The organism is Aeromicrobium fastidiosum, assembly GCF_017876595.1.
GTDB classification, from domain to species: domain Bacteria; phylum Actinomycetota; class Actinomycetes; order Propionibacteriales; family Nocardioidaceae; genus Aeromicrobium; species Aeromicrobium fastidiosum.
On sequence record NZ_JAGIOG010000001.1, the window covers coordinates 1,502,702 to 1,526,096 of the forward strand.

Annotated in this window: 24 protein-coding genes; 13 read left to right on the top strand and 11 right to left on the bottom strand. The window is 71.0% G+C overall.

The genetic code is table 11. The features are described from left to right. Positions 1–118: 118 nt before the first annotated feature. The 3 genes from JOF40_RS07430 to JOF40_RS07440 are packed head-to-tail and all read right to left on the bottom strand — an operon-like array spanning position 119 to position 2,020. Positions 119–727 carry an energy-coupling factor transporter transmembrane component T family protein gene (locus JOF40_RS07430; RefSeq protein WP_129181502.1) on the bottom strand — a complete coding sequence of 203 codons (609 nt, stop codon included), beginning with the start codon at positions 725–727 and terminating at the stop codon, positions 119–121. Between the two features lie 10 nt (positions 728–737). Further along, positions 738–1,397 carry an energy-coupling factor ABC transporter ATP-binding protein gene (locus tag JOF40_RS07435; RefSeq protein WP_246152798.1) on the bottom strand — a complete coding sequence of 220 codons (660 nt, stop codon included), beginning with the start codon at positions 1,395–1,397 and terminating at the stop codon, positions 738–740. A 35-nt stretch (positions 1,398–1,432) separates the two neighbouring features. Next, positions 1,433–2,020 carry a biotin transporter BioY gene (locus JOF40_RS07440; RefSeq protein ID WP_129181505.1) on the bottom strand — a complete coding sequence of 196 codons (588 nt, stop codon included), beginning with the start codon at positions 2,018–2,020 and terminating at the stop codon, positions 1,433–1,435. A 123-nt stretch (positions 2,021–2,143) separates the two neighbouring features. Between JOF40_RS07440 and JOF40_RS07445 the strand changes: the two genes are divergently transcribed. Continuing rightward, positions 2,144–2,743, top strand: coding sequence for a TetR/AcrR family transcriptional regulator C-terminal domain-containing protein (locus tag JOF40_RS07445; protein ID WP_129181507.1), 600 nt, complete (start codon positions 2,144–2,146; stop codon positions 2,741–2,743). Here JOF40_RS07445 and JOF40_RS07450 read toward each other — a convergent pair. Continuing rightward, positions 2,704–4,164 (bottom strand): GuaB1 family IMP dehydrogenase-related protein, encoded by a 1,461-nt coding sequence (locus JOF40_RS07450; RefSeq protein ID WP_129181509.1) that lies wholly within the window; start codon positions 4,162–4,164, stop codon positions 2,704–2,706. The two genes, JOF40_RS07445 and JOF40_RS07450, sit on opposite strands and share 40 nt — an antisense overlap. Positions 4,165–4,253: 89 nt before the next feature. Between JOF40_RS07450 and JOF40_RS20210 the strand changes: the two genes are divergently transcribed. Further along, on the top strand, positions 4,254–5,315 hold the full coding sequence (locus tag JOF40_RS20210; RefSeq protein WP_188111722.1) for a glycosyltransferase family 4 protein: 1,062 nt from the start codon (positions 4,254–4,256) through the stop codon (positions 5,313–5,315). 26 nt (positions 5,316–5,341) lie between these two features. On the opposite strand, the gene JOF40_RS07460 is transcribed toward JOF40_RS20210, so the two are convergent. Together JOF40_RS07460 and JOF40_RS07465 are read right to left on the bottom strand one after the other, a co-directional pair. Beyond that, positions 5,342–6,418, bottom strand: coding sequence for a glycosyltransferase family 4 protein (locus JOF40_RS07460; protein ID WP_129181513.1), 1,077 nt, complete (start codon positions 6,416–6,418; stop codon positions 5,342–5,344). An 11-nt stretch (positions 6,419–6,429) separates the two neighbouring features. After that, on the bottom strand, positions 6,430–7,083 hold the full coding sequence (locus JOF40_RS07465; protein WP_188111723.1) for a class I SAM-dependent methyltransferase: 654 nt from the start codon (positions 7,081–7,083) through the stop codon (positions 6,430–6,432). 142 nt (positions 7,084–7,225) lie between these two features. Between JOF40_RS07465 and JOF40_RS07470 the strand changes: the two genes are divergently transcribed. The 3 genes from JOF40_RS07470 to JOF40_RS07480 are packed head-to-tail and all read left to right on the top strand — an operon-like array spanning position 7,226 to position 9,775. Next, positions 7,226–8,431 (top strand): glycosyltransferase, encoded by a 1,206-nt coding sequence (locus JOF40_RS07470; protein WP_188111724.1) that lies wholly within the window; start codon positions 7,226–7,228, stop codon positions 8,429–8,431. Next, the gene (locus JOF40_RS07475) at positions 8,428–9,153 is read left to right on the top strand and encodes an FkbM family methyltransferase (protein ID WP_129181519.1); all 726 of its coding nucleotides are present in this window, start codon (positions 8,428–8,430) and stop codon (positions 9,151–9,153) included. Before JOF40_RS07470 ends, JOF40_RS07475 begins: the two co-directional genes overlap by 4 nt. Positions 9,154–9,163: 10 nt before the next feature. Then, positions 9,164–9,775: a serine O-acetyltransferase gene (locus tag JOF40_RS07480; protein WP_188111725.1), complete on the top strand. Its 612-nt coding sequence runs from the start codon at positions 9,164–9,166 to the stop codon at positions 9,773–9,775. Between the two features lies 1 nt (position 9,776). On the opposite strand, the gene JOF40_RS20215 is transcribed toward JOF40_RS07480, so the two are convergent. Next, positions 9,777–10,454, bottom strand: a complete 678-nt coding sequence (locus tag JOF40_RS20215; RefSeq protein ID WP_129181523.1) for a CatB-related O-acetyltransferase — start codon at positions 10,452–10,454, stop codon at positions 9,777–9,779. Positions 10,455–10,667: 213 nt separating this feature from the next. Here JOF40_RS20215 and JOF40_RS07490 point away from each other — a divergent pair, with 213 nt between their 5' ends. The 3 genes from JOF40_RS07490 to JOF40_RS07500 are packed head-to-tail and all read left to right on the top strand — an operon-like array spanning position 10,668 to position 13,025. Continuing rightward, complete coding sequence (locus JOF40_RS07490; protein ID WP_129181525.1) at positions 10,668–10,910, top strand: acyl carrier protein; 243 nt, start codon at positions 10,668–10,670, stop codon at positions 10,908–10,910. A gap of 7 nt (positions 10,911–10,917) precedes the next feature. After that, positions 10,918–12,276, top strand: a complete 1,359-nt coding sequence (locus JOF40_RS07495; RefSeq protein WP_129181527.1) for a class I adenylate-forming enzyme family protein — start codon at positions 10,918–10,920, stop codon at positions 12,274–12,276. Next, positions 12,273–13,025, top strand: a complete 753-nt coding sequence (locus tag JOF40_RS07500) for an SDR family NAD(P)-dependent oxidoreductase (RefSeq protein WP_129181529.1) — start codon at positions 12,273–12,275, stop codon at positions 13,023–13,025. The genes JOF40_RS07495 and JOF40_RS07500 overlap by 4 nt, the downstream gene beginning before the upstream one ends. On the opposite strand, the gene JOF40_RS07505 is transcribed toward JOF40_RS07500, so the two are convergent. Next, the gene (locus tag JOF40_RS07505; protein WP_129181531.1) at positions 13,015–14,346 is read right to left on the bottom strand and encodes a lipopolysaccharide biosynthesis protein; all 1,332 of its coding nucleotides are present in this window, start codon (positions 14,344–14,346) and stop codon (positions 13,015–13,017) included. The two genes, JOF40_RS07500 and JOF40_RS07505, sit on opposite strands and share 11 nt — an antisense overlap. Positions 14,347–14,419: 73 nt before the next feature. On the opposite strand from JOF40_RS07505, the gene JOF40_RS07510 reads away from it, so the two are divergent. After that, positions 14,420–15,238 (top strand): SGNH/GDSL hydrolase family protein, encoded by an 819-nt coding sequence (locus JOF40_RS07510; RefSeq protein WP_129181533.1) that lies wholly within the window; start codon positions 14,420–14,422, stop codon positions 15,236–15,238. A 29-nt stretch (positions 15,239–15,267) separates the two neighbouring features. Continuing rightward, a complete protein-coding gene (locus tag JOF40_RS07515; RefSeq protein WP_129181535.1) occupies positions 15,268–16,278 on the top strand; it encodes a class I SAM-dependent methyltransferase in 1,011 nt (336 codons plus the stop codon). Positions 16,279–16,282: 4 nt separating this feature from the next. Here JOF40_RS07515 and JOF40_RS07520 read toward each other — a convergent pair whose 3' ends face one another. From JOF40_RS07520 to JOF40_RS07530, 3 genes are all read right to left on the bottom strand, one after another. Further along, positions 16,283–17,491 carry a Fic family protein gene (locus tag JOF40_RS07520; protein WP_129181537.1) on the bottom strand — a complete coding sequence of 403 codons (1,209 nt, stop codon included), beginning with the start codon at positions 17,489–17,491 and terminating at the stop codon, positions 16,283–16,285. Between the two features lie 90 nt (positions 17,492–17,581). Then, complete coding sequence (locus JOF40_RS07525; RefSeq protein WP_129181539.1) at positions 17,582–18,331, bottom strand: FkbM family methyltransferase; 750 nt, start codon at positions 18,329–18,331, stop codon at positions 17,582–17,584. Between the two features lie 7 nt (positions 18,332–18,338). Further along, positions 18,339–19,301: an NAD-dependent epimerase/dehydratase family protein gene (locus tag JOF40_RS07530; RefSeq protein WP_129181541.1), complete on the bottom strand. Its 963-nt coding sequence runs from the start codon at positions 19,299–19,301 to the stop codon at positions 18,339–18,341. A 209-nt stretch (positions 19,302–19,510) separates the two neighbouring features. Here JOF40_RS07530 and JOF40_RS07535 point away from each other — a divergent pair, with 209 nt between their 5' ends. The 3 genes from JOF40_RS07535 to JOF40_RS07545 are packed head-to-tail and all read left to right on the top strand — an operon-like array spanning position 19,511 to position 23,385. Beyond that, on the top strand, positions 19,511–20,944 hold the full coding sequence (locus JOF40_RS07535; RefSeq protein ID WP_129181543.1) for a tyrosine-protein kinase domain-containing protein: 1,434 nt from the start codon (positions 19,511–19,513) through the stop codon (positions 20,942–20,944). A gap of 13 nt (positions 20,945–20,957) precedes the next feature. Then, the gene (locus JOF40_RS07540) at positions 20,958–22,370 is read left to right on the top strand and encodes an O-antigen ligase family protein (protein WP_129181545.1); all 1,413 of its coding nucleotides are present in this window, start codon (positions 20,958–20,960) and stop codon (positions 22,368–22,370) included. Next, the gene (locus JOF40_RS07545; RefSeq protein WP_188111726.1) at positions 22,363–23,385 is read left to right on the top strand and encodes a GDP-mannose 4,6-dehydratase; all 1,023 of its coding nucleotides are present in this window, start codon (positions 22,363–22,365) and stop codon (positions 23,383–23,385) included. The genes JOF40_RS07540 and JOF40_RS07545 overlap by 8 nt, the downstream gene beginning before the upstream one ends. Positions 23,386–23,395 lie beyond the last annotated feature (10 nt).

The window sequence follows — 23,395 nt, forward strand, 5'->3', positions numbered from 1 at the left end:
GACGGTACCGCCGCCCGTGCCGGGATCCCACGAGACCGTGGTAATCCGGCGCCTACCGTGGGTTGCAACCCGAGGTAGGTGCCAGAACACCACGAGAACGTGGTATTCCGGCAACGGGTCAGTCGTCGCCGATGCCGCGGGCGTGGAGGGCCGCGCCGGTGTCGTAGGCGCGCGCGACGGTGCGGATCGCCATGGGCACGAGCAGGGCCCGGGGGTTGCGCTCGAGGCCCCGGGCCTTGGCGGCGGCGCGAGTCTCGTGCGCGATCGTCATGACGCCCGGCAATGCGCCCAGCATCAGCGAGAACCCCAGGGCGACCTTCTCGGGGTTGACGCCGAGGCGGCGGAACGGTCCGAGGCCGCGGACGATCGCGTCGAGCATCGCGTCGATGCGGGTCGTCGCGGTGAACACGAGCGCCGCGATGAACAGCGCCAGCAGGTCGCCGACGACGTGCACCGCGGTCGGCCACCCCCGCTGCCACACCTGGAACGCCGTCACGAGCACCACGACGAGCAGCAGCGGCCGCAACGCGCGCAGGGTCGTCCGCACCGGGATGCGGACCCAGGCCACGAGCAGCAGCGAGAACAGCAGGAACCCCGTGGCCGTCCACGGCCCGGTGGCCACGACGGTCGCGACGCCGTAGAGGGCCAGGAGACCCAGCTTGGGGCCGGCCGGGAGGCCATGCAGCAGCGTCGACCCGGGTCGGTAGGCGCTCAGCAGCTCGTTCACGCGGTGCGCCTCACGACAGGACGCTCGCCCGGTAGTGCTCGACCGCGGCGTCGGGATCGCCGTCGAAGACGACCTGCGCGTCGTCGATCACGAGCACCCGGTCGCAGCGCCGTGCGAGGTCGAGGTCGTGCGTGACGAGCACGAGCTGCTGCGACAGCGAGAACAGACGGTCGGCCACGATCGCGGTGTTGCGCAGGTCGAGCAACGTCGTGGGCTCGTCCGCCACCAGCACGCGGGGAGACGTCGCCAGCACGCCGGCCAGGGCCAGCATCTGCTTCTGCCCCCCGGACAGGGCGTGGACGCTGGTGTCGGCCTTGTCGCCCAGCCCGATGGCCTCGAGGATCGCGAGCGCCTCGGCGCGACGTGCCGCGCGGTCCTTGACCGTGCGGCGCAACGACAGCGCGACGTCCTCGAGGCAGGTCGGCATGACGAGCTGGGCACCGGGATCGGTGAACACGAACCCGACGGCGCGTCGGACGGCCGGGCCGTCGTCGACGGTGTCGAGACCGTCGATCGTCACGTGCCCCGTCGTCGGCTCGACCAGCCCGTTGAGCAACCGGGCGAACGTCGACTTGCCTGAGCCGTTGCCGCCGATCAGCCCGATGCGGTGCTCCGCCAGCGTCAGCGACATGGGCTGCAGCAGGACGAGCTCGCCGTCGGGAGTCGTCACCGACACCGAGACTTCGTCCAGCCGCAGCACCATCGTCAGCGCCGGGCGGTCAGCTGGGGAAAGGCGCGATGCACGGAGGCAGCGACGATGGCGGCGAGCACACCCTTGATGATGTCGTAGACGAAGAACGGTGTCGCGTAGCCCCAGGCGACCTTCAGGCTGACGTCGAGCTTCGCGGCCATCCCGAGGGTTCCGAGCGTGCCGACGACGGCGAGCGTCACGATCGCCGCGACGACCGAGACCACGACGATGAACGTCGCGGGCTTGGCGCGGGCCAGGCGCGCGGCGACCAGTCCGACGATGAGGGCCGCCAGCGGGAAGGCCAGCAGGTATCCGCCCGTGACCCCTGCCCACGTGGCGGGGCCGGCCGCCCCCTGCGCGAAGATCGGCAGGCCGGCGGTGCCGACCGCGAGGTAGAGCACGACGGCCAGGAAGCCGCGCACGCCGCCAAGGACGGCACCGGCGAGGAAGATCGCGAACATCTGCAGCGTGAACGGGGTGCCCGACCCGGTGCTGATGGCCGGCAGGATTGCGCACACCGCGATGAGGGCCGCGAAGGTCGCGACGAGAGCGAGATCGGTCGTGCTGAGGCCGCGGGTCGTGCGGCGGGTGGTCGTACTCATCGTCGTGCTCCTGGTGCGGATGGCGGGGGAAGGGAAGCGAAACCTGAACGGTGCTCAGGTGAACGGCGTTCAGGTTAGCGTAGGGTGGCCGTCGGATGTCAACGTGACGTGGGAGGAGCAGCTGTGCGCTATCGCAGGAGCGATGTCGTCGAGCGTGCCGTGACGGTGCTCGACCAGCACGGCCTGGCCGATCTGTCGATGCGCCGCATCGCCTCCGAGCTGGGCCTGCAGCCGTCGGCGCTCTACCACCACTTCGCCAGCAAGCAGGTGCTGCTGGCGGCCGTCGCCGACGAGATCCTCGACCGCGGTGCACGCACGCCGCACGACCAGCTGGCCTGGGACGCCGCGGTCGTCGCGATCTGCCACGAGCTGCGCGACGCGATGCTCGCGTACCGCGACGGGGCCGAGCTGGTCGCGACGGTGCACGCCTTCGGCCTGGGCACGCGGTCGCCGGTCGGCCCGCTGGTGGCGGCGCTCGGCCGTGGGGGGTTCGCGCTCGACTTCGCTCACGCCGCGGCCACCACGCTGGTGCACTTCGTGTTCGGCCACGTCTCCGACGAGCAGACGCACCTGCAGGCCGACAGCGTCGGCGCGCTCGGCGACACCGAGATCCGTCCGGGCGCGGGATCGTTCGACCTCGGCCTGTCGCTGATCCTCGACGGCGTCAGGCAGCAGCAGCCGGGTCAGGTCCAGGACGTGCTGAGCGGTCGTCCCTCGTCGTAGCCGGCCGAGCTCTGCAGGCCGACGACCGCCCGGTCGTGGAACTCCTCGATCGACCGCGCGCCCGCGTACGTCGCGCTCGACCGCACGCCCGCGATGATCTGGTCGACGAGGTCCTCGACGCCGGGACGGTCGGGGTCGAGGAACATCCGCGATGACGAGATGCCCTCCTCGAACAGTCCCATGCGCGCCCGCTCGAACCCCGCGGCGTCGCGGGTGCGATTGGACACCGCGCGCGCCGAGGCCATGCCGAACGACTCCTTGTAGGGACGTCCGTCGGGCCCGGTCCGCAGGTCGCCGGGGCTCTCGAGGGTGCCGGCGAACCACGAGCCGATCATGACGCTCGCGGCCCCCGCAGCCAGTGCCAGCGCGACGTCGCGGGGGTAGCGGACGCCGCCGTCGGCCCAGACGTGGGCACCGGCGACCCGGGCCGCCTCGGCGCACTCGAGCACCGCGGAGAACTGGGGACGTCCGACGCCCGTCATCATGCGGGTCGTGCACATCGCACCCGGTCCGACACCGACCTTGACGATGTCGGCACCGGCGGCGACGAGGTCGCGCACGCCCGCTGCCGACACGACGTTGCCCGCCGCTATGGGGACGCGCCGGCCCGTCGCCGCCGCGTGGGCGTTGCGGGCGACCGCGACGAGCGGCAGGGCCTCGAGCATCTTGTCCTGGTGACCGTGCGCGGTGTCGACGACGAGGACGTCGATGCCCATCGCGAGCAGCGCCTCGGCCTTGCGCGACACGTCGCCGTTGATGCCGACCGCGGCGCCGATCACGAGGTGTCCCTCGGGGTCGACGGCGGGTTCGTAGATCGTCGACCGCAGGGCCGCCTTGCGGGTCAGCACGCCCACCAGCCGGCCGCCGTCGACCACCGGCGCGACGTCGACGTGGTGCGCGCTCATGGCGTCGAAGCACGTCCGCGGGTCCTGACCGGCCTCGAAGGTCAGCACCTCGGCCGTCATGACCTCGCGCACCTGCGCGAAGCGGTCGACCTCGGCACCGTCACGCTCCGTGACGACGCCCAGCACGCGGCCGTCCTCGACGACGACCACGGCGCCGTGTGCCCGCTTCGGGATGAGGCTCATGGCCTCGCCGACCGTCGTCGTGGGCGACACCGTGACGGGCGTGTCGTAGACCGTGTGGGCGGACTTCACGCGGGCGACCGTCGCGGCGACGATGTCGAGCGGGATGTCCTGCGGGATGATCGCGATGCCGCCGCGGCGGGCGATCGTCTCGGCCATGCGACGTCCGGAGACGGCGGTCATGTTGGCCACGACGAGGGGCAGCGTCGTGCCCGTCCCGTCGGCCGTCGCGAGGTCGACGTCGAAGCGGCTGATGACGTCGGAGCGGCCGGGGACCATGAACACGTCGTTGTACGTGAGGTCGTGGGAGGGCTGCAGGTCGTTGAGGAACTTCACGCACGAACTCTACGGGCACCGACGTGACGTCCGGGCTCCTGCGCAGCGCCTGGCGGCCCGCGCGCATGCAGTGGTCTAGTTTCACTGGGGTGACCTCTCCCGACACGACCACGGTGTGGCTGTTCGGCCCCATCCCTCCGCCGGTGCACGGTGCCGCGCGCGTCACCCAGCAGGTGCGCGAGGGTGTCGAGGCCACGTCGACGCGCCTCGTCGCGATCGACACAGGGGGCGGAGCCGGCCTGGTGCCGCGCCTGCGGCAGATGATCGGCGGCCTGCTCCGTCTTGCCGTGCCGCGTCGTGGGTCCGGTCGCGGATCGGTCTACATCGGCGGTGCCGGGGGTCCGACGCTCTGGTACCAGGCGGTCGTGGTGCTCCTCGGACGCCTCACGGGCCGTCGCGTCGTCTTCCACCACCACTCGTACGCGTACGTCGACCGGACGATGCCGGCGATGCGCGCCCTGACCCGCGCAGGCGGACGTCGGCTGACCCACGTCGCGCTGTGCGAGGGCATGGGGGAGGGGCTGCGCGCCCGCTACCCGTCGGTCGGGGACGTCCGAGTGTGCTCCAACGCGGGCCTGATGGCCGCGCCGGGCCCCCTGGCCCAGGCGGATGCCGGCCGCACCATCGTCCTCGGACACCTCAGCAACCTGTCGGTCGACAAGGGCCTGGCCGACGTGATCGACACGCTGCGCAGGGCCGTGGCGGCAGGGCTCGACGTCCGGCTGCTGCTCGGCGGCCCCCCGGCCACGCCGGAGGCCGAGGCTCTCGTGGCCGACGCCGTCGCCGAGCTGGGGGACGCGCTGACCGTGCTGGGGCGGGTCGAGCGCGACGGCATCGACGCGTTCTACGAGCAGATCGACGTGTTCGTGTTCCCGAGCCGCTACGTCCACGAGGCCGAGCCGCTCGTCGTGCTCGACGCGTCACGGCACGGCGTGCCGACCATCGCCTGCGCGGTCGGCTGCCTGCCCGGCATGGTGGCACCGCAGCACCTCGTGCCGGTCGACGCCGACTTCGCGGAGGCTGCTGTCGCGGCGATCGGCGACCTGGGCTCGGTGGCCGCGCACGGCGTGGCCGAACGCTTCGTTCAGCGCCGGGACGCGGCGCTGACCGCTCAGGCCGAGCTGGTCGACTGGCTGCGTCACCGCACCTGACGACGGCCAGGCCGGACGTGGTCGGTTCAGCGGTTCCGGCGCAGGTCGGCGAGCCGCCACTCGACCTGCTCGTGGAGGTTGCGCGCCCACCCGGCCGAGCTCGTGCGACTGCCGAGGCTGCGGCTGACGGCCGACATCTCGCCGAGTCGGTCCGCGTCGAGGGCGCTGGTGCGGGCCATCGCCGTGGTCAGCGCCGCGGCGTCGTCGCTCCGGACGACCCAGCCGTTCTGGCCGTCCTGCACGAACGACGGCACGGCGCCGACCAGGTAGGTCGAGATGATCGGCAGTCCGCTGACGGCACCCTCGTGCACCACGACGCCGTAGGGATCGATGCGGGACGGCACGACGAGCGCCGACGAGGAGCGCATCAGGTCGGCGACCTCGGACGGCTGTCGGAAGCCCAGCATCTCGACTCCCTCGATGCCCTCGAACGCCGAGGCCATCTCGCCGAGGCCGGCGACCTGCAGGGTCCAGGGCTCGGTGGTGCAGGCGTCGCGGTAGAGGCGGTAGGCCTCGGCCAGGACGTCGGCACCCTTGTGGTGCACGAGCCGCAGGCACGCGAGGAACCGCCGGTGCGAGGCGATCTCGGAGCCGTCGCGGACGTCCGACCCGAACACCGTCGTGTCGGCCGAGAGCGATCCACGGATGACGTCGGCCTCGCCGAAGCCGAGCCGCCGGGCGAAGAACTCGGTGCGGTCGCTCGGCACCATGACGCAGTCGAACAGGGGCCGCACCCACACGGGCGCTGCGGCGCGGCCGAGCCACTGCTTGGGGACGTTGCGCCAGACGTTGTCCATCCACAGGACGCGCAACGTGCCGGCGGGGAGGGCCTTGACGGCCTCGCGGTACGGGGTGAAGTGCCACGAGTGCATCAGCACCGCATCGGGCCGGAAGGCCGCGACGGCACGGGAGATCTCGCCGTCGGCGGGCTCTCCGCTCCAGAGGTGCTCCGTCGCGTACGACGCCACACCGTGCGACGCGTACGCGGTGTCCTGAACGTTGCCCTCGTGCACCACGAGCAGCTCGACGCCGCGCGCCGCCAGCAGCCGGCACGCGGCGTCGTTGAACCCCGCCCAACCCGTGGCGAGGATCGCGATGCGCATCGGGGACAGGCTCAGCGGGTCGCTTCGACCGCGAGCTGCACGCCGCCCTCGTCGGCCCGCAGGTCGATGCCCGCGAGCTCGGGGTCGTCGCTGACGCCGTGGTCGTAGCGGGTCACGTCGGAGAAGCCGGCACGCTCGAGCTCGGCGGCCATCGTCTCGAAGTCCCACAGGTAGCCCGTGTGGTGGCCGAACGACGCGATCGGGATGCGGACCCAGTCGATGGGGTGCTCGACGGTCAGGCCGATCTCCTCGTAGACCTTGGCGCTCGGATCGCCCTTGGGGACGACGCCCGCGATGTACTTGTCGACGTGCGCGCGCAGATCGGGCGTCACGAACCGGATCTTGCCGCCGGGTCGCATGCACCGGAACGCCTCGGCGAGCAGGTGGCGGGCACCGTCGAGCGTGATGTGCTCGACGACGTTGTCGGAGTAGACGTACGACACCGCGCCGTCCTCGAGGGGCCAGTCCTTGGTGGCGTCCATGTAGTGACGCGTCACGGCGTTGACGTTGGTCACGACCCACCCGGAGCGGGGCTGGAGTCCACCGAGCTCGAGCTTGAGCGGGCGCGCCGCATCGGCCAGGGTGCGGGTCGTGCGGCGTCGGGCCAGCGGTGTGTTGACCGCCAGGACGGGAGGACGCAGCAGGGCGTGCAGGCGAGGGTTCACGCGAGAACCATACTCACAAGAACGCCCGGATTCAGTGTGGTTGACGACTCCGCACGACTTCGTAACCACGGGCCCGCCGGGTCGTTGCTTGGTACGTCGTGCGGACGTCTCGCACACCACCGTCGCTGACCTGGGAGCCTGCATGACCGATGTCCGGACCACGACCCTGATCGTGGAGCCCGACCCCGGTGGGCACCACTTCCAGGCCGTCTCGACGGTCTCCGGACTGGCCTGCCGCACGGGCCCGGTCGTCCTGCTGACGAGTCGCGGGGCGACGTCGACCCGGGCGTTCGCGGAGCACCTCGGCGACCGCGTCGCCCGCGGTGAGGTGACGGCCGTCGAGGAGTTCGACGAGAAGTACCCCTCGACCGCGGCGATGGCCGGGGCCGCGGGTCGGTGGTGCCGCGACGCCGGATCCGCCGTCGGCGCTCCCGTCGGCACCCTGATGCTGATGGACGGCGACCAGGCGCTCAAGCGGTGGTGGTTCGTCGCGCCCCGCCAGCTGCGCGGTCTGCGGCCGCGTCCCCGGGTCATCTTCATGCTCACCCGCTACCCCGCCCGCCTCGCGCTGACCGACCTGACGGGCTGGCGGCTGCGCGGGCCCAAGGCCGTGCTCACGGTCATGGCCATGGCGACCCGCAGCCTGCACCGCGCCGTGGGCTTCAGCGGCCGCGAGGACCAGGCCGCGGGCTGGATCGTCAAGCGGGTCCGCGACCCCCACTACTGCTCGGCCCACTCGCGCGACCGGGACGAGCACCGGGCCCTGCTGGGCCTGCCCGCCGAGCGTGCCCTGGTCGGCATCTTCGGATCGGTCGACGCCCGCAAGAACCCGCCGATGGTCCTCGATGCCATGAAGGCCGCCGGCATCGACGCGACGCTGGTCGTGGCGGGCGGCTTCGACGACGAGGTGCGCGCGTGGGCGGCTGCGCTCGGCGAGACCGATCGGGCGCGGGTCTTCCTGCGCGACGAGTTCCTCGACAACGACGTGCTCGACCGCTTCGTGGCATCGGTCGACGTCGTGCCGCTCGCGCTGACCAACAACGGTCCGAGCGGCATCATGGGCAAGGCCCAGGCCGCGGGCGTCCCCGTCGTGACGGCGGGCTCGCGGGTGCGGGCGCGCGAGGTCGAGCTCACGGGCACCGGCATCGCCTGCGACTTCACGGTCGAGGCCCTGGGCGACGCGATGCGACGTGCGCTCGCCGGCGAGGTCGTCGGCGTCGTCGGGGTCGGCGACGGCACGCCGGTCGACGAGGTCTCGGCCGACGAGTTCGCGATGACGCTGCTGGGCGTCGACGCCGAGGGACGCCCCTACGACCGCCGCCGTGCCACGACCGGAGGTCGCCGATGAGCTCGCGCACCCGCCTGATGTACGCCGTCGCGGAGCGCCTCGGACGGCGCGGCTTCGAGCTGCGGCGGCACCCCGCGAGCCGTCGCCAGCACGTCCTGACCCGTCAGGGCGTCGACCTCGTGCTCGACGTGGGCGCGGCCGACGGCGGCTACGGGACGTCGCTGCGCTCGTTCGGCTATGCCGGCGACATCGTGTCGTTCGAGCCCCAGGCCGCGGCGTTCGCCCGCCTGCAGGCCACGATCGCCGCCGACGCCCGGTGGTCGGCCCGTCACCTCGCGCTGGGCCCCGAGGCGGGCGAGCTGACGATGAACATCGCCTCCAACAGCACCAGCAGCTCGATGCTGCCGATGCTCGACTCGCACATCGACGCGGCGCCGTCGGTGCGCTACGTCGGCACCGAGACCGTCACGGTCGCGCGGCTCGACGACGAGGTGCGCGACGTCGTCGCCGCCCACCGCCGTCCCTTCCTGAAGATCGACACCCAGGGCTTCGAGCGCGAGGTGCTGTCCGGGGGTCAGGAGACCGTCGACGCGTGCGTCGGCCTGCAGCTCGAGCTGTCGCTCGTGCCGCTCTACGACGGCGGCATGCTGATCGATGAGGCGGTCGGCTGGGCCTATGCGCAGGGCTTCCAGATGGTGGGCCTCGAGCAGGGCTATGCGGCACCGACCGGCGAGATCCTGCAGATCGACGGCGTGTTCGTCCGTCCCGACGCGGTCAAGTAGCGTCGCCGCCATGTCGTCGCTCACCACGTCCGAGGGTCTCGGGTTCCGCGACCTGGTCTTCTCCGATCTCGTCCGCTACCGCCCCGACGAGAAGCCCACCTGGCGGGGTGTCGCGGTGCGGTGCCTGTCGAACCCGGGCATGATCGCGTCGCTCGTGCTGCGCGGCCAGCAGATGGCCTACCGGCGCGGTCGCATCCGCACGGCGTTCCTGCTGCGGACGGTCGGCATGCTGCTGGTCAGCGCCGACTTCGTGCCGGGCATGGACATCGGCCCCGGGCTGCTGATGCCGCACCCCAACGGCGTCGTGATCGGCAACGGTCTGGTGGTCGGTGCCAACGTCACGTTCGGCGGAGGCGTCACGGCCGGCGAGCGCCAGGCCGACCGTCCCGGCGGCGGCTATCCGACGATCTGCGACGGCGCGATCGTCCTGGCCAACGCCGTGCTCGTCGGCCCCGTCACGGTGGGTGCCCACGCCCAGGTGGGTGCCAACTCGGTGCTGCTGTCCGACGCCCCCGACCACGCCGTGATGTTCGGCGTCCCCGCCCGGCGCATCTCCGAGCGCGAGGGCATCATCCCGGGGGCCCAGGCCATGCCCGTGACGGACGAGTCCGCCGGGGCGTAGGTCAGGCGCGGCAGGTCTCGCAGCTCGGTTCACCGAGCAGGGGATCGTGACGGGCGACGAAGCCCGCGACGTCGGGGCTGTTGATCTGGTCTGCGTGACGGGCCACCTGGTCGGTCGACCAGTCCCACCAGCTGATGCGCAGCAGCGCCTCGCGCGTCGGCTCGTCGAAGCGGTACTTGATGTGCTTGGCCGGATTGCCGCCCACGACCGAGTAGGGCTCGACCGACTTGACGACCATCGACCGGGCCGCGACCACGGCGCCGTGCCCGATCGTGACCCCCGAGCCGATGACGGCCTGGTAGGCCACGAACACGTCGCTGCCGATGATCACGGGGCCGGCGCTGTGGATCGCGTCGGGCCGGTTGACCCACTGCCCGTCCTCGACGTGCGCGTGCAGCGAGCCGACCCAGTCGATGTGGTGCATGCCGCCGGGGATCACGACCGTCGTGTAGTGGATGCCGCTGTAGCGGCCCACCCGCACGACGTCGCCGTCGTTCGGCACCGACTGCAGGATCTTCATGGTCGGGTAGCTGGGGTAGTCCCACTCCAGCCGCTGGCCGGGCTCGTCGAAGTAGGTCATCTGGTGGCCGTCGACCCACATCCGGACCTTGGCGCGGACGCGGCTCTTGACCTTGGCCATGATCCCGCGGGGCGCGACGGGCGACATGTCAGCTCTCACGGCTCGGACCCTACACGCCGAGAAGAGGTCCGAGGCAGGTTCTGGCAGACGTCCGTCGAGCACCGTGACCCTGCTCCGGCAGGTGCGGTGCCCGTGACGAGGCCGTGTGACCTGTCGCCCCGTGACAAGATGACGCCCGCCTCGTTGACCAATGCTGGTTGGCCCATGCCGGGCAGCCCGCCCTCAGGACCCCGCAAGGAGAGCACCGCTTCCATGAGCACCTCGCCCGAAGACATCCAGCGCACCGTGACCGACTTCCTCACGCTGACCGCCAAGCTGCCTGAAGGCTTCACCGCCGACACCCCGCTGTATGCCGACGGTGCCGGTCTCGACTCGCTCGAGACCGCCGAGCTCTCCGCGACGCTCGAGGACGTCCACGGCAGTGATCCGTACTCGACGGGCCAGATGCCGCAGACGCTCGCCGAGATCCAGGCGTTCTACGCCGCCGGGGCCTGAGCCTCCCTTGTTCGAGCTGCTCCGGCGGGTCGCCGACGAGGAGCCCGGACGCCTCGCGGTCGTCACGCACGACACGTCCCGGTCGTACGACGACCTGGTCGCCGACTCGTGTCGGGTCGCGCACGCGCTGCTGCGTCTGGGCATCACCCGGCTGGCCGTCGTCGACCACGAGGCATCTGTCGTCGTGCCGCTGCTCGCGGGCGCCTCGCTGGTCGGCGTCGAGGTCACGCAGTACCCGCCGGTCGAGCCCGACGAGGTGCGCGACCTGCTGGCGGGGTTCGACCATGACGTCCTGGTGACCGACCGCCACGACCTGGACGATCTCGGTGCCCGCGTCGTGCCGACCGCCGACCTGCTCGGCGGTGCAGCCACGCCGTTCGCGGGCCCGCCCCCGTCGGCGCGACCGCACCTCGTGCTCACGACCGGCACGACCGGCACCCCGCGCGGCGTCCGCCACGACTGGGACCGCCTGCTGCGCGGCACGAGCCGGGTCCGTCCCGCCGCGGGGGAGCGCTGGCTGCTTGCCTACGGGCTCCACCAGTTCGCCGGCCTGCAGGTGCTGCTCCACGTGTTCGCTGCGGGGGCCACGCTCGTCGCGCCGGCGCCGCGTCGGCCGCGCGAGGGCCTGGCCGCGATGCGCGCCCTGGGCGTGACGCACGCCAGCGCGACCCCGACCTACTGGCGCTTCCTCGTCGCGGAGATGCGCTCGGACGGCGGCGCCGTGCCCGACCTGCGGCAGGTGACCCTCGGCGGGGAGGCGATCCCCGGCCCGCTGCTCGAGGCGCTGCGCGCCACGTTCCCCGGCGCGTCGGTGTCGCAGGTCTACGCCGCCTCCGAGTTCGGGTCGACGGGATCGATGCGCGACGGCCGGCCCGGCCTGTCGGTCGACGTGCTCGATCGGGGCGACGCGGCGGACGTCGACATGCGGATCGTCGACGGCGAGCTCTGGATCAGGTCACGTGCCGGCATGCTCGGCTACCACGGCGAGCCCCCGGTCGACGCCGACGGATGGCGCGCCACGGGCGACCTCGTCGAGGTCGACGGCGACCGCGTCCTGTTCCGGGGGCGCTCGTCCGAGATCATCAACGTCGGCGGCGTCAAGGTGCACCCCCTGCCCATCGAGGAGCGGGTGTCCGCCGTCCCGGGCGTCGACATGGCCCGCGTGCACGGCCGTCCCAACGCCATGACGGGATCCATCGTGGCCCTCGAGGTCGTCGCGTCCCCGGGCGCCGATCTCGACGAGCTGAAGGCCGCCCTCCGCGCCGCGTGCGCCGACCTCCCCCCGGCCGCCCGCCCCCGCAGCACACGTTTCGTCGAGACCATCGACACCACCGGCAGCAAGATCATCAGGAGACAGATCCCGTGAGCACTGACAGCGCCACCTCCACCGAGCCCCGCATCGTCATCGTGACGGGTGGCAGCCGCGGCCTCGGTGCCGGCATCGTCGCGTCGTACCTCGCCTCGGGCGACCGGGTGGCCGCGTGCGCCCGCTCGGTCACCCCCGAGGTCGAGGCGTGGCGGGAGACGCACCCCGACCACTTCTGGTTCACGACCGCCGACCTGTCGAGGTCGGCCGACGCCAAGGCGTTCGTCGACGGGGTCATCGAGCGGTGGGACCACGTCGACGTGCTGATCAACAACGCCGGCGTCGCCCGCGACGGCATCCTCGCGATGGCCTCCGACGAGGACATCGACGTCGTGGTCGACCTCAACATCAAGGGCACGCTCTACGTCTCGCGCCTCGTCAGCCGGCGCATGCTGGCCCGTCGCTCGGGCAGCATCGTCAACATCTCGTCGATCGTCGGACGCTCGGGCTACCGCGGTCTCGGCGTCTACAGCGCCACCAAGGCCGCACTGGACGGCCTGACCCGCTCGATGGCGCGCGAGCTCGGCTCACGGGGCATCACGGTCAACGGCATCGCGCCGGGCTACCTCAAGACCGAGATGAGCCACGGCCTCGACGCGGGGCAGATGGACCAGATCGTCCGGCGCACCCCGGCCGGACGGCTCGGCGACCCCGACGACATCGCGCGGGTCTGCCAGTTCCTCACCGATCCGCGCAACGACTACCTGACGGGCCAGGTCGTCGTGGTCGACGGCGGCCTCACGAGCTGACGGTCGACCGTCGCCGGCCGAGCACCGTCCCGCGTGACCCCGTGTGGCGGCCCCTGGCGCGCGGGCCCCGTGACACGGCCCAGCCCAGCGCGAGGCAGCTGAGCAGGCCGACGCTCACGAGCGTCACGCCGACGCCGACCAGGCTCTCGTGCTGCGCCGCGACGACGATGCCGATCAGCAGCACGGGCACGAGGGCCAGCTCGACCCACGAGGCCACGCCCCCGCGGCCCTGGCCCTGTAGTACCGAGATCAGCACGCTGCGCACCGCCAGCAGCCCGTCGGCGACGATGAGCCACCGGGCACAGGCGACCGCCCCGACGAACTCCTCGCCGAAGGCCAGCCGGATGACGGGCGCGACGAGCGCCTCGAGCACCAGCACGATCACGGTCGCGAGCATCACCGTGATGCCGACCCAGCGGCGGATCACGGCGCGCTGGGCGACGGGATCGGCCTGGTGCATCGCGACGCGGGGGAGCACGACGACGCGCACCGCATTGCTCACGAGCCGGCAGAGGTTGGAGACGGCCAGCGCGGTCGCGAACAGTCCCAGCGGCACCGTGCCGAGCAGGCTGCCGACCAGGATGCGGTCGAGGCCCAGCCCGTCGAGCGGACGTACGCTGCTGACGTAGTTGCCGCGGGACTCCGACCAGACGGCGTCCTCGGGGATCTCGTCCTCCGGCGTCCCGCGCGCCGGCAGCAGCGAACGGTAGGCGAACCACACGCTGGCCAGACCCGTCACGAGATACGCGACCAGCACCTCGTAGGCGTTCCACGACCAGCCGGCCACCGCGACGGTGCCCAGGATGGCCGTGAACATGCCCTGCGGGGCGAGCGCGACCCACGCCATCCGGACGAAGCGGCCCTCGCCCTGCAGGCATCCCGCCAGCACCTGGAACACGAGGGTCTGGAACGTCACGACGAACACGATCACGGCCGTCGCCAGCGTGTCGGCCTCGGTGTCGGAGTGCTGCAGGACCGGCATCAGGCCGGCGGCGACGAGGCACGGCAGCAGCACGATCCAGGCGCGCCGCCGCGCGAACGTGCGCAGGCCGTCGCGCGCCGCGACCTGTCGCTCCGCGACGAGCTTGGTGAGCGCCGCCGGCAGGCTGCCGCCGAGCGTCAGCTGCGAGGCGAACAGGCCCACCGCGATGACGAGCGCGATGAGACCCCGGCCCTCGACGCCGAGCAGGCGCGCCATGATGATGCCGGTCACGAGGGTCAGGAACTGCAGGCCGAACGTGGCGGTGACGATCAGCAGGAACGTGAACCGGTCACGCATCTGCCGGGGCCCGGTCGTCGATTCGCCCCCGTCGTCCGACACCCGTAGAGCATACTGTCAACGATCCTCCGAAGGCCCCGAAACGGCGGTCTCTACTCCCAGGAGAATGCGCTCGATGCCGACACCTCTGCCCCTGCCGATCCGCGTGCTCGTGAAGGGTGCCTCGACCGTCAACTGGGTCTCGTTCATGGGCGGACCACGCCAGGACTTCATCTTCCCGCGGGTCGTCGAGGAGCAGCTGCTCGCCGCGGGCCGTCCGTGCGACGTCCAGACCAGCACCATGACCTCGCAGCGCACCTCGACGATCCTCAGTACGTGGCAGGCCGAGGTGCTCGGCTACTCGCCCGACGTCATCGTGCTGGTGTACGGCCACTACGAGACGATCCACCTGTTCATCCCGCGCTGGCTCGAGGTGCACGCCAACAGCCTCAAGGCCAGGCCCCGGCGGATCGCGGCGATCTACCGTCGTGCGTTCGTGCGACCGGCCTGGAAGGCGCTGGCTCGGTTGCAGGCCAAGGTCGACTCGATCCTCGACCCGACCCTGCGGCGCGGACGTCCCGAGCAGGTCGCGGCCGACCTGCGCCGCTACATCGACAACGTGCAGAAGGTCGGCAGCCCGCTCGTCTACGTCTTCGAGCTGCTGCCCCCCGGGAGCCGCTATCGCAGCTGGTTCCCGGGCATGGCGCGCCGCATCGACGTCATGAACCAGACCCTCGAGCGCATGGTCGCCGACGTGGGTCTCGACCACGTCCGGTACTTCCGCGTGGCCCCTCTGGTCGACCAGCACGCGGGCGGCGACATCGACGTCGCGATCCCCGACGGCTTCCACTACTCGCCCGAGATGCACCGCCACATCGGCACCGCGCTGGCCGCCGACGTCGAGCAGTGGGCAGCAACTCAGAATCATCTCTCCACGGGGCCCGAACGGCCCTGAAAAAGGCCGATCTTCCGTACAATTTCCAGATGGCCATCACGACCTCCCCCGCTCCGGCGCCCCCGTCCGCGAAGCAGCGTGCCGCCCGATTCCTCCCTCGACCGATCGTCGAGCTGCTCGACCGTCTCGTGTTCCGCGCTCGCCGCGGTCGCGTCCGGTCGACGCAGTGGTTCTTCGGGCTGTTCGGCTTCAACATCGTCAAGAAGGACGACTACTACTCCACCCTTCCCGTGCTCGCAGAGATCGAGAAGACCCGCGCTCGCTGGGACAAGCCCAGTGCGCTGGTCGGTATCGATCTCGACGTCCCGGCCATGTCCGCGGCCCTGCGCGACCTCGCGGGTCGGTGGGAGGATGAGTTCGCCGACGTCACGGGCGACTACATCGCCAACACGACCCAGGGCTTCGGTCCCGGCTACCCGCAGCTGGATGCCCGGACGCTCTACTACATGCTGCGCGAGCACAAGCCCGCCCGCTACCTCGAGATCGGCTCGGGGCTCTCGACCTACTACGCCTCGCTCGCGGCACGCCGCAACGCCGAGGAGGGTTCACCGCTGCAGATCACGTGCGTCGAGCCCTACCCGTTCGACGCCCTCCGCACGCTCGACAACTTCGAGCTCGTCGAGGGCTTCGTGCAGGACGTCCCGTTGTCGACGTTCGAGGCGCTCGACGACGGCGACGTGCTGTTCATCGACTCCTCGCACGCGCTCAAGATCGACAGCGACGTCGCCTTCTTGTTCCTCGAGGTGCTGCCGCGGCTCAAGCCCGGCGTCATCGTGCACATCCACGACGTGCACTTCCCGTTCAACGGCCCGTACCCCGCCGACATGTGGCTGTTCGGCGAGCGCTGGCCTGTCTACTGGAACGAGGCGATGGTCGTCCAGATCTTCCTGGCCCACAACTCCGCCTATCGCGTGCTGCTGTCGACGCCGATGATCCGCCACGAGGACGAGGCCGTCCTCACCGAGCTCTTCGACGACTACACACCGGTCGCCGACGACCGCAACCCGCCGTCGTCCCTCTGGCTGCGCCGGGTGCCCTGACGCATCAGGGGTGGTGCCGGGTGCGCCTGATGCGTGCTCCGAACTCGTCGAGTGCCTCGAGCACCTCGGGGGCCTGCCAGACCCGGTTGCGGGTGCCCTCGCTCGTCTGCGTCAGGATGCCGGCGTCGACGAGTGCGTTGACGGCCCGCTGGGCTCCCGGTACAGAGGTCCCGAGGGTCGACACGACGTAGGCGTTGTTGACCGCCGGCTGGCTGATGAGTGTCTTCGCGAGTCGTCTGGCAGCTGCGTCGGACCGCAGGTGCGCGAGGCGTCGGTCCCAGTCGACGGAGATCTCGTGGAGCTCTCTCACCAGGTGGCGGCCGTTGCTCGTCGCGAGCGCGGTCGCCCGGCACAGCTGTTCGACGATGGGCCGCACGTCGCCCTCGCGGTAGGAGGTCAGTGCGTCGTAGTACGAGTCGGTGTCGGCGAGCAGGCCGGCGGAGATCGGCACCGTGGTGCGCCGCGAGAGCCGCTTGTTGCGGATCATGGCGTGCAGCAGCGCCCGGCCGGTGCGCCCGTTGCCGTCGGTGAAGGGATGGATCGTCTCGAATTGGGCATGCGCGACGGCGAGCTGCTGAATGACGGGGATGTCGTCGCGCCGGCAGAACGCCATGAGGTCCGTGAGTCCGTCGGCGACGCGGGAGTGGTGCGGAGCGATGAAGTCCGCGCGATGGGGGCCGGTCCCGGACCCGCCGATCCAGACCTGCTGGTCCCGAAGGTGTCCTGCGTCCGGGTCGTGGCCCTGGAGAAGGGTCTGGTGCATGTGGAGGACGGTCGGGGTCTCGATGGCATCTGCCAGCGACGTCGCGGCCTCCATCGCGTCGACGTTCGCCTTGACGATGCGTGCGTTCCGGACGGATCTCACCCCGATCTCGGCGAGCGCGAGCTGGCGCGCACCGACCGTGAGGTTCTCGATCTGCGAGGAGGACGCGGACTCCGTCCTCAGCAGGATGGTCGACATCGGCGCGATCTCCGCCGCGCCCCAGAGCTCGGAGACATCGCGGTCGAAGGAGATGATCTCCCGGGCCGCCGCCTCGGCAGCGGCGGCGACCGAGGCGGGCACCGCCGGCGTCAGCGTCGCGATGTGCGGCGGCACCGCGGCGAGGTACGGGCCGGCGTGCTTTCGCTTCTGGCTCTGCGACGCCGAGTCGGCGACCGTCCACGGGCGCGACTCGTGCTCGACGGGTGGCCATGACTCGCCATGTGTCGACATGGGTCCCCATGCTAACACTTAGTACACCAGGTGACGCTACACGGAGCCGCTGGTCACACCTGGTGAGGACTTGAATGCCCGCGCGACGTGTCAGGCGTCGTCGGCGAGACGGACGAACAGTCCATCGACCTGCATCATGCGGCCGTCGGGACCGGAGTAGCCCGGCTCGATCTGCTGGATGCGGTAGCCGTGTGCCGTCATCGAGCCGACCAGGTCGTCGAACAGCAGCTGGTCGTCGTAGAGCTCGACGAACGACAGCTCGAGCTGGATGGCCGCCACCTGGCCCACCAGGCCGCCCGCGCCCTGCAGCACCTCGCCCTCGAAGCCCTGCGTGTCGATCTTGAGCAGGGTGCGGGCGGGTTCGACCGCATGGGTCGCGGCGATCTCGGCGACCGTCGTGACGGGCACGGTCTCGGACGCGATGTACTGCGACCCGGGCGCCGTGGTCAGGTGGGTGTCGGTCATCCCGCGGATGGAGGACGAGAACGAGTTGGCCGAGACGTTGATGACCGCCTCGCCGGGCTCGGCGCCGACGGCCACGTTGAGCACCGTCCAGGCGTCGTCGCGCGCAGCCCGCTTGCCCAGCTCGGCGAACGCGCCGCTGAGCGGCTCGCAGCTGATGATGCGACCGCCGAAGCCGGCGCTGCGGGTCAGGGTCGCGTACTGGCCGACGTTGGCACCGATGTCGAGCACGGTGTCGATGCCGCGCGACTCCAGCGTGCGGACGAGCCGGCCCGCGTACGAGCCGCGGCCGATCTCGAGGTCCGCGCGCTGCAGCGTCTTGCGGATCGCGAGCTTGGCAGTCTCGCGGGCGCGGTTGGTGCGGGACTGGTCGCTCATGCCCGCCCTAGCGCTTGGCGAGGATGTCGTAGATCCAGGCGTAGGTCTTCTCGAGACCGTCGCGCAGCGAGATCGACGGCTCCCAGCCGTAGATCTCGTGGAACATCGTGTTGTCGCTGTTGCGGCCACGGACGCCCTGGGGCGCGGTGAGGTCGTGCTTCTTGGTCACCGTGATGCCGGCGATGTCCTCGAGGATGCCGATCATCTGGTTGATCGTGACGAGCTCGGACGATCCCAGGTTGACCGGCTCGACGTTGTCGCCGGCGAGGATCTCCTGGGTGCCGCGCACGCAGTCGTCGATGAACATGAAGCTGCGGCTCTGCTCGCCGTCGCCCCACACGTCGATCTCGTGCGTGCCGGTCAGCTTGGCCTCGGCGATCTTGCGCGACAGCGCCGCGGGAGCCTTCTCGCGTCCGCCCTCGAACGTGCCCTCGGGCCCGTAGACGTTGTGGTAGCGGGCGACGCGGGTCTCGAGGCCGAAGTCCTCGCGGAAGTGGCGGGCCATGCGCTCGCTGAACAGCTTCTCCCAGCCGTAGCCGTCCTCGGGGTCGGCCGGGTAGGCGTCGGACTCCTTGAGGGCGGTGACGTTCGGATCGGTCTGCTTGTCGCCGGCGTAGACGCATGCGGAGCTGCTGTAGAAGAAGTTCTCGGTGCCGGCGGCACGGGCTGCGACGAGCATGTTGGTGCTGGTCTGCACCGACAGCATGCACTCGGCCTTGTTGTTCTCGATGAACCCCATGCCGCCCATGTCGGCCGCGAGGTTGTAGATCGTCTGCGTGCCCTCGGCGATGCGCTGGGCATCGCGCTGGTCGGCGCAGTCGGCCACGACGTTGTCGGCGGCGTCGCTGACCTGGTACCACTCGTCGATCGGCTTGACGTCGACGGAGCGGACGTCATGTCCCTGTCGAAGGAGGTCGGCCACGAGGTGTCCACCGATGAAGCCGCCGCCGCCGGTCACGAGTATCGTCATTCAGCTGTACCTGTTCTCACGAGAATCCATCAGGGAAGGTGCAGGGCCGAAACGGCCACCACGCTACACAACGTCCTACGAGTTCGATGGTTACGAAAGCCGTCCTCGGTCGTTGATGGAGAGGGGTGGATCGTGCGGTCAGGGCAGCTCGGCTCGCATAGACTCCCCCCACATCCGAGCCGGACAGTCATCTTTCGAATGGGGACCTTGTGGATCTGCGTCAATTCCTGGGCATCCTGCGTGCGCGCTGGGTGTTCAGCGTCTCCACGTTCGTCGTGGGGACGGTGGCCACGATCCTGCTGGTCCTCAGCATGTCGCCGGTCTACGGGTCCAGCGCCAAGCTGTTCATCACGTCCCCCATCGGCCAGCAGGCCGCCGATCCGACGGCTGCCTTCTTCGCAGCCCAGCGGCTCGCGTCCTACGCCGATCTGGCGCGCGAGCCCTCGCTGCTGCAGGACGTCATCAACAAGCTCAACCTCACCGACGTGTCTCGGGAGCAGCTGGCCGGTCAGGTCAGCGCCGAGATCATCGCGTCGACGCAGACGCTGCAGGTCGACGTCACCGCCGACACGCCCGAGCTGGCCCAGCGGATCGCCAAGGCCGAGTCCGAGGGCATCGTGAGCCTGGTCGCCCGCCTCGAGAAGCCCACGTCGGGCGACGGTGCCCCCGCGTTCGTGGCCCGCATCGTCGGTCCGCCCAGCATCAGCCAGACCCCTGTCGCGCCCAACGTGCCGCTCAACATCGCGATCGGGCTGCTGCTGAGCCTGTTCGTCGGCATCGCCGGCTCGGTGTTGCGCGACCTGCTCGACCGCACCGTCAAGACGCGGCAGGAGGCCGAGGAGCTCAGCGGCGGTGCCGTGCTCGCGACGCTGCCGTTCGACCGCCAGCTCAAGAAGCAGGCGCTGAGCAGCGAGGGCCACGGTGCGCTCGCCGAGGCGTTCCGCGTGCTGCGCACCAACCTGCAGTTCGCCAACCTCGACGCCAAGGTCGAGTCGATCCTGGTGTCGAGCGCCGTGCCCAACGAGGGCAAGACGCTCGTCGCGACCAACCTGGCCATGTCGATGGCGCAGTCGGGACGCTCGGTGCTGCTGATCGACGCCGACATGCGCAACCCCAACGTGGCCGAGCTGCTGGGCCTCGAGAACTCCGTCGGCCTCATGACGGTGCTGATCGGGCGCACGACGCTGGCCGAGGCGATCCAGTCGCACGAGAGCGGCATCAGCTTCCTCGGCACCGGACCGCGTCCGCCCAACCCCGCCGAAGTCCTCGACACCCAGGCGATGCGCGACCTGCTGTTCGGGCTGCGCAGCGACTACGACGTCGTCATCATCGACGCGCCGCCCATGCTCCCGGTCGCCGACGCCTCGATCCTCATGCGGGAGGTCGACGGCGCGCTGATGCTGGTCCGCTACGGCTCCACGACGCGTGAGCAGCTGCGCCTCGCGGTGACCCGCATCGAGACCGTCGGCGGCCGCCTGTTCGGCTCGATCCTCAACCGGACGCCTCGCCGTGCGGGCGACGTCTACGGGTACGGGTACGGGTACGGATACGGCGAGCCGGTCGAGGCGGCACCGCGCCGCAGCCTGCCGCAGCTCGTCCGTCCGGGTCGGCGCGCAGACACCAGCCGCCGGGCCGTCCGGTAGCCGGGCCTCCACCATGAGCCTGACGTCGATCACCGAGCGGCTGACGTCGATCACCGAGCGCCTGACCGACCGCCTGACCCTCGGCGACCGGGCGGCCGACCGTCTGGCCCGGGTCGTGCGTGCCGTGGTGCCGCCCGTCGTCGTGCTGGTCATGCTGATGGTGCTGATCCCGCTGGGCCTCGGATCGACGATCGGTGCCGGGGCCGCGCTCGGCCTGGTGCTGGTGCTGCTGCTGCTCGCCACGGTGGGTCTCGAGTCGTCCGCCGTGGTGCTGTTCGGTGCGGGCTTCCTGTTCGCCCCCATGAACGACGTCAAGCCCGTCGCGGCGATCAGCTTCGTGACGGTCTCCGACGTCTTCTTCTTCATGGGCGTGCTGACGCTCTTCCCGCTGCTCATGACGCGCACCTTCGTGCGGCAGGCGCCCTTCCTGATCGGTGTCGGCGGCATCGTCGCGTTCGGCCTGATCTCGTCAGCCCTCGCGACGGCTCCGGCGGCGAGCCTCAACGTCCTCGTGCGGCTCATCGTCGGTGCCCTGATGCTGCCGCTGGTGTTCATGCTGTGGCGGCCCGGTCGCGGGGTCATGACCTGGTTCGCCGCGGCCTACGTGGCCGGCAACGGCATCAGCGTCCTGCAGGGGCTCGCGACGGGTGTCGTGTCGGTCGAGGGCCGCTACATCGGCCTGACGGAACACCCCAACATCCTGGGCCTGATCTCGATGCTGGCGGTCGCGCTCGTGCCGTTCCTCTACGCCGAGGTGCCGAGCCGTCTGCGCTGGCTCGTGCTGGTCGGCGGTGCCGTGTCGGCCTACGGCGTGTGGATGAGCGGCAGCCGGGCCGCGCTGGCCGGCACGGTCGTGCTCGCGCTCGTCTACCTGATGCTGTCGCGCTCGATCGAGCACGGCCTGGTCCTGTTCGGCCTGAGCATCGTGCCGCTCTACCTCGTCGGACGCACGTTCAGCTCCGACACCGCCGACTCCAGCCCGCTCGGGCGCCTGCGCGGCGGAGGGTCCGCGACGCTGTCCGACATCGACCGCGAGAATCTCCACGCGGTCGCGATCGACAAGTTCCTGCACCACCCAGTGCTGGGCAGCGGGTTCGCCGATGCGTCACTCGCGCACAACATCTACCTGCAGGTGGCCGCGGCGGGCGGCATCGTCGGCGTCCTGTTCTTCCTCGTGATCGTCGTGTCGACGATCCGCCAGCCGCTGCTGCTGCTCGGGCACCTACGGCTGCTGGCGCTGCCCGCGATGGGCTACGCGATGGTCGGCCCCCTCACCCCGCTGATCTGGGACCGCTACATCTGGTGCGTCCTGGCCCTGCCGTTCCTTGTCCTCCGCCCGCCCGGTCGCGCCGCGACCAGCGATGTCGGCCACCAGACGGCCGAGCCCTCGGCCGCCGCACACCGTCAGGAGCGCGTGGATGGATGACGTGCAGGCACCACCCCGCACCGCGCTCATCACGGGCGTCTCCGGCCAGGACGGCATGTACCTCGCCCGGCACCTGCTCGCCCAGGGCTGGCAGGTCGTCGGCACGGTGCGCCCCGGCATCTCGTCGCTGGCCCGCATGGCGCCCTACCTCGCCGGGGTCGAGATCGTCGAGCACGACCTCACGGACGCGTTGGGGTTCGGCGACCTCGTCAGTCGGCACGCGCCGCAGGCGGTCTACAACCTGGCGGCCTTCAGCGCGGTCGGTCGCAGCTGGGACCAGCCCGAGCTCGCCGCGCGCACCAACCACCTCGCGGTCGTCGAGATGCTGCAGAGCCTCCTGCGCCACCGCGACAAGAACGCGCAGGACGTCCGGTTCTTCCAGGCGTCCACCGCCGAGGTCTTCGGCAGCGAGGTCGAGGGACCGCTCGACGAGGAGTCGTCCCACCGGCCCCGCACCCCCTACGCGATCGCCAAGAGCGCCGCGCACCACCTCGTCATCAGCTACCGCGAGCGCTACGGCCTGCACGCCAGCAACGGCATCCTGTTCAACCACGAGAGCCCCTTCCGTGGGCAGCAGTTCGTGGCCGGCAAGATCGCCAGGGTCGCGGCGTCCGCGGCGTGCGGCCGTCACACGACGGTCGCGCTCGGCGACCTCGACGTCGAGCGCGACTGGGGATCGGCCGCCGACTACGTCGACGCGATGGCGCGCGCGGTCGGCCACGAGGTGCCCGACGACTACATCATCGGCACGGGGCAGACCCACACACTCCGCGACATGCTCACGGCGGCGTTCGCGGCGGTCGGCCGCGACGACATGGAGGACCACGTCGAGCTGATGCCGCACCTGTGGAGCGCCACGCAGGCGCAGGCGCTGCTGGCCGATCCGGCCAAGGCGGCACGCCAGCTCGGCTGGTCGGCCTCGACCTCGTTCGACGAGCTGGTCTCCGGCATGGTCGAGGTCGACGTCAGGCGCATCACGACCGGCGTGGCCGAGTCCGAGGCCTACCTCGGCTGACGCGTGACGA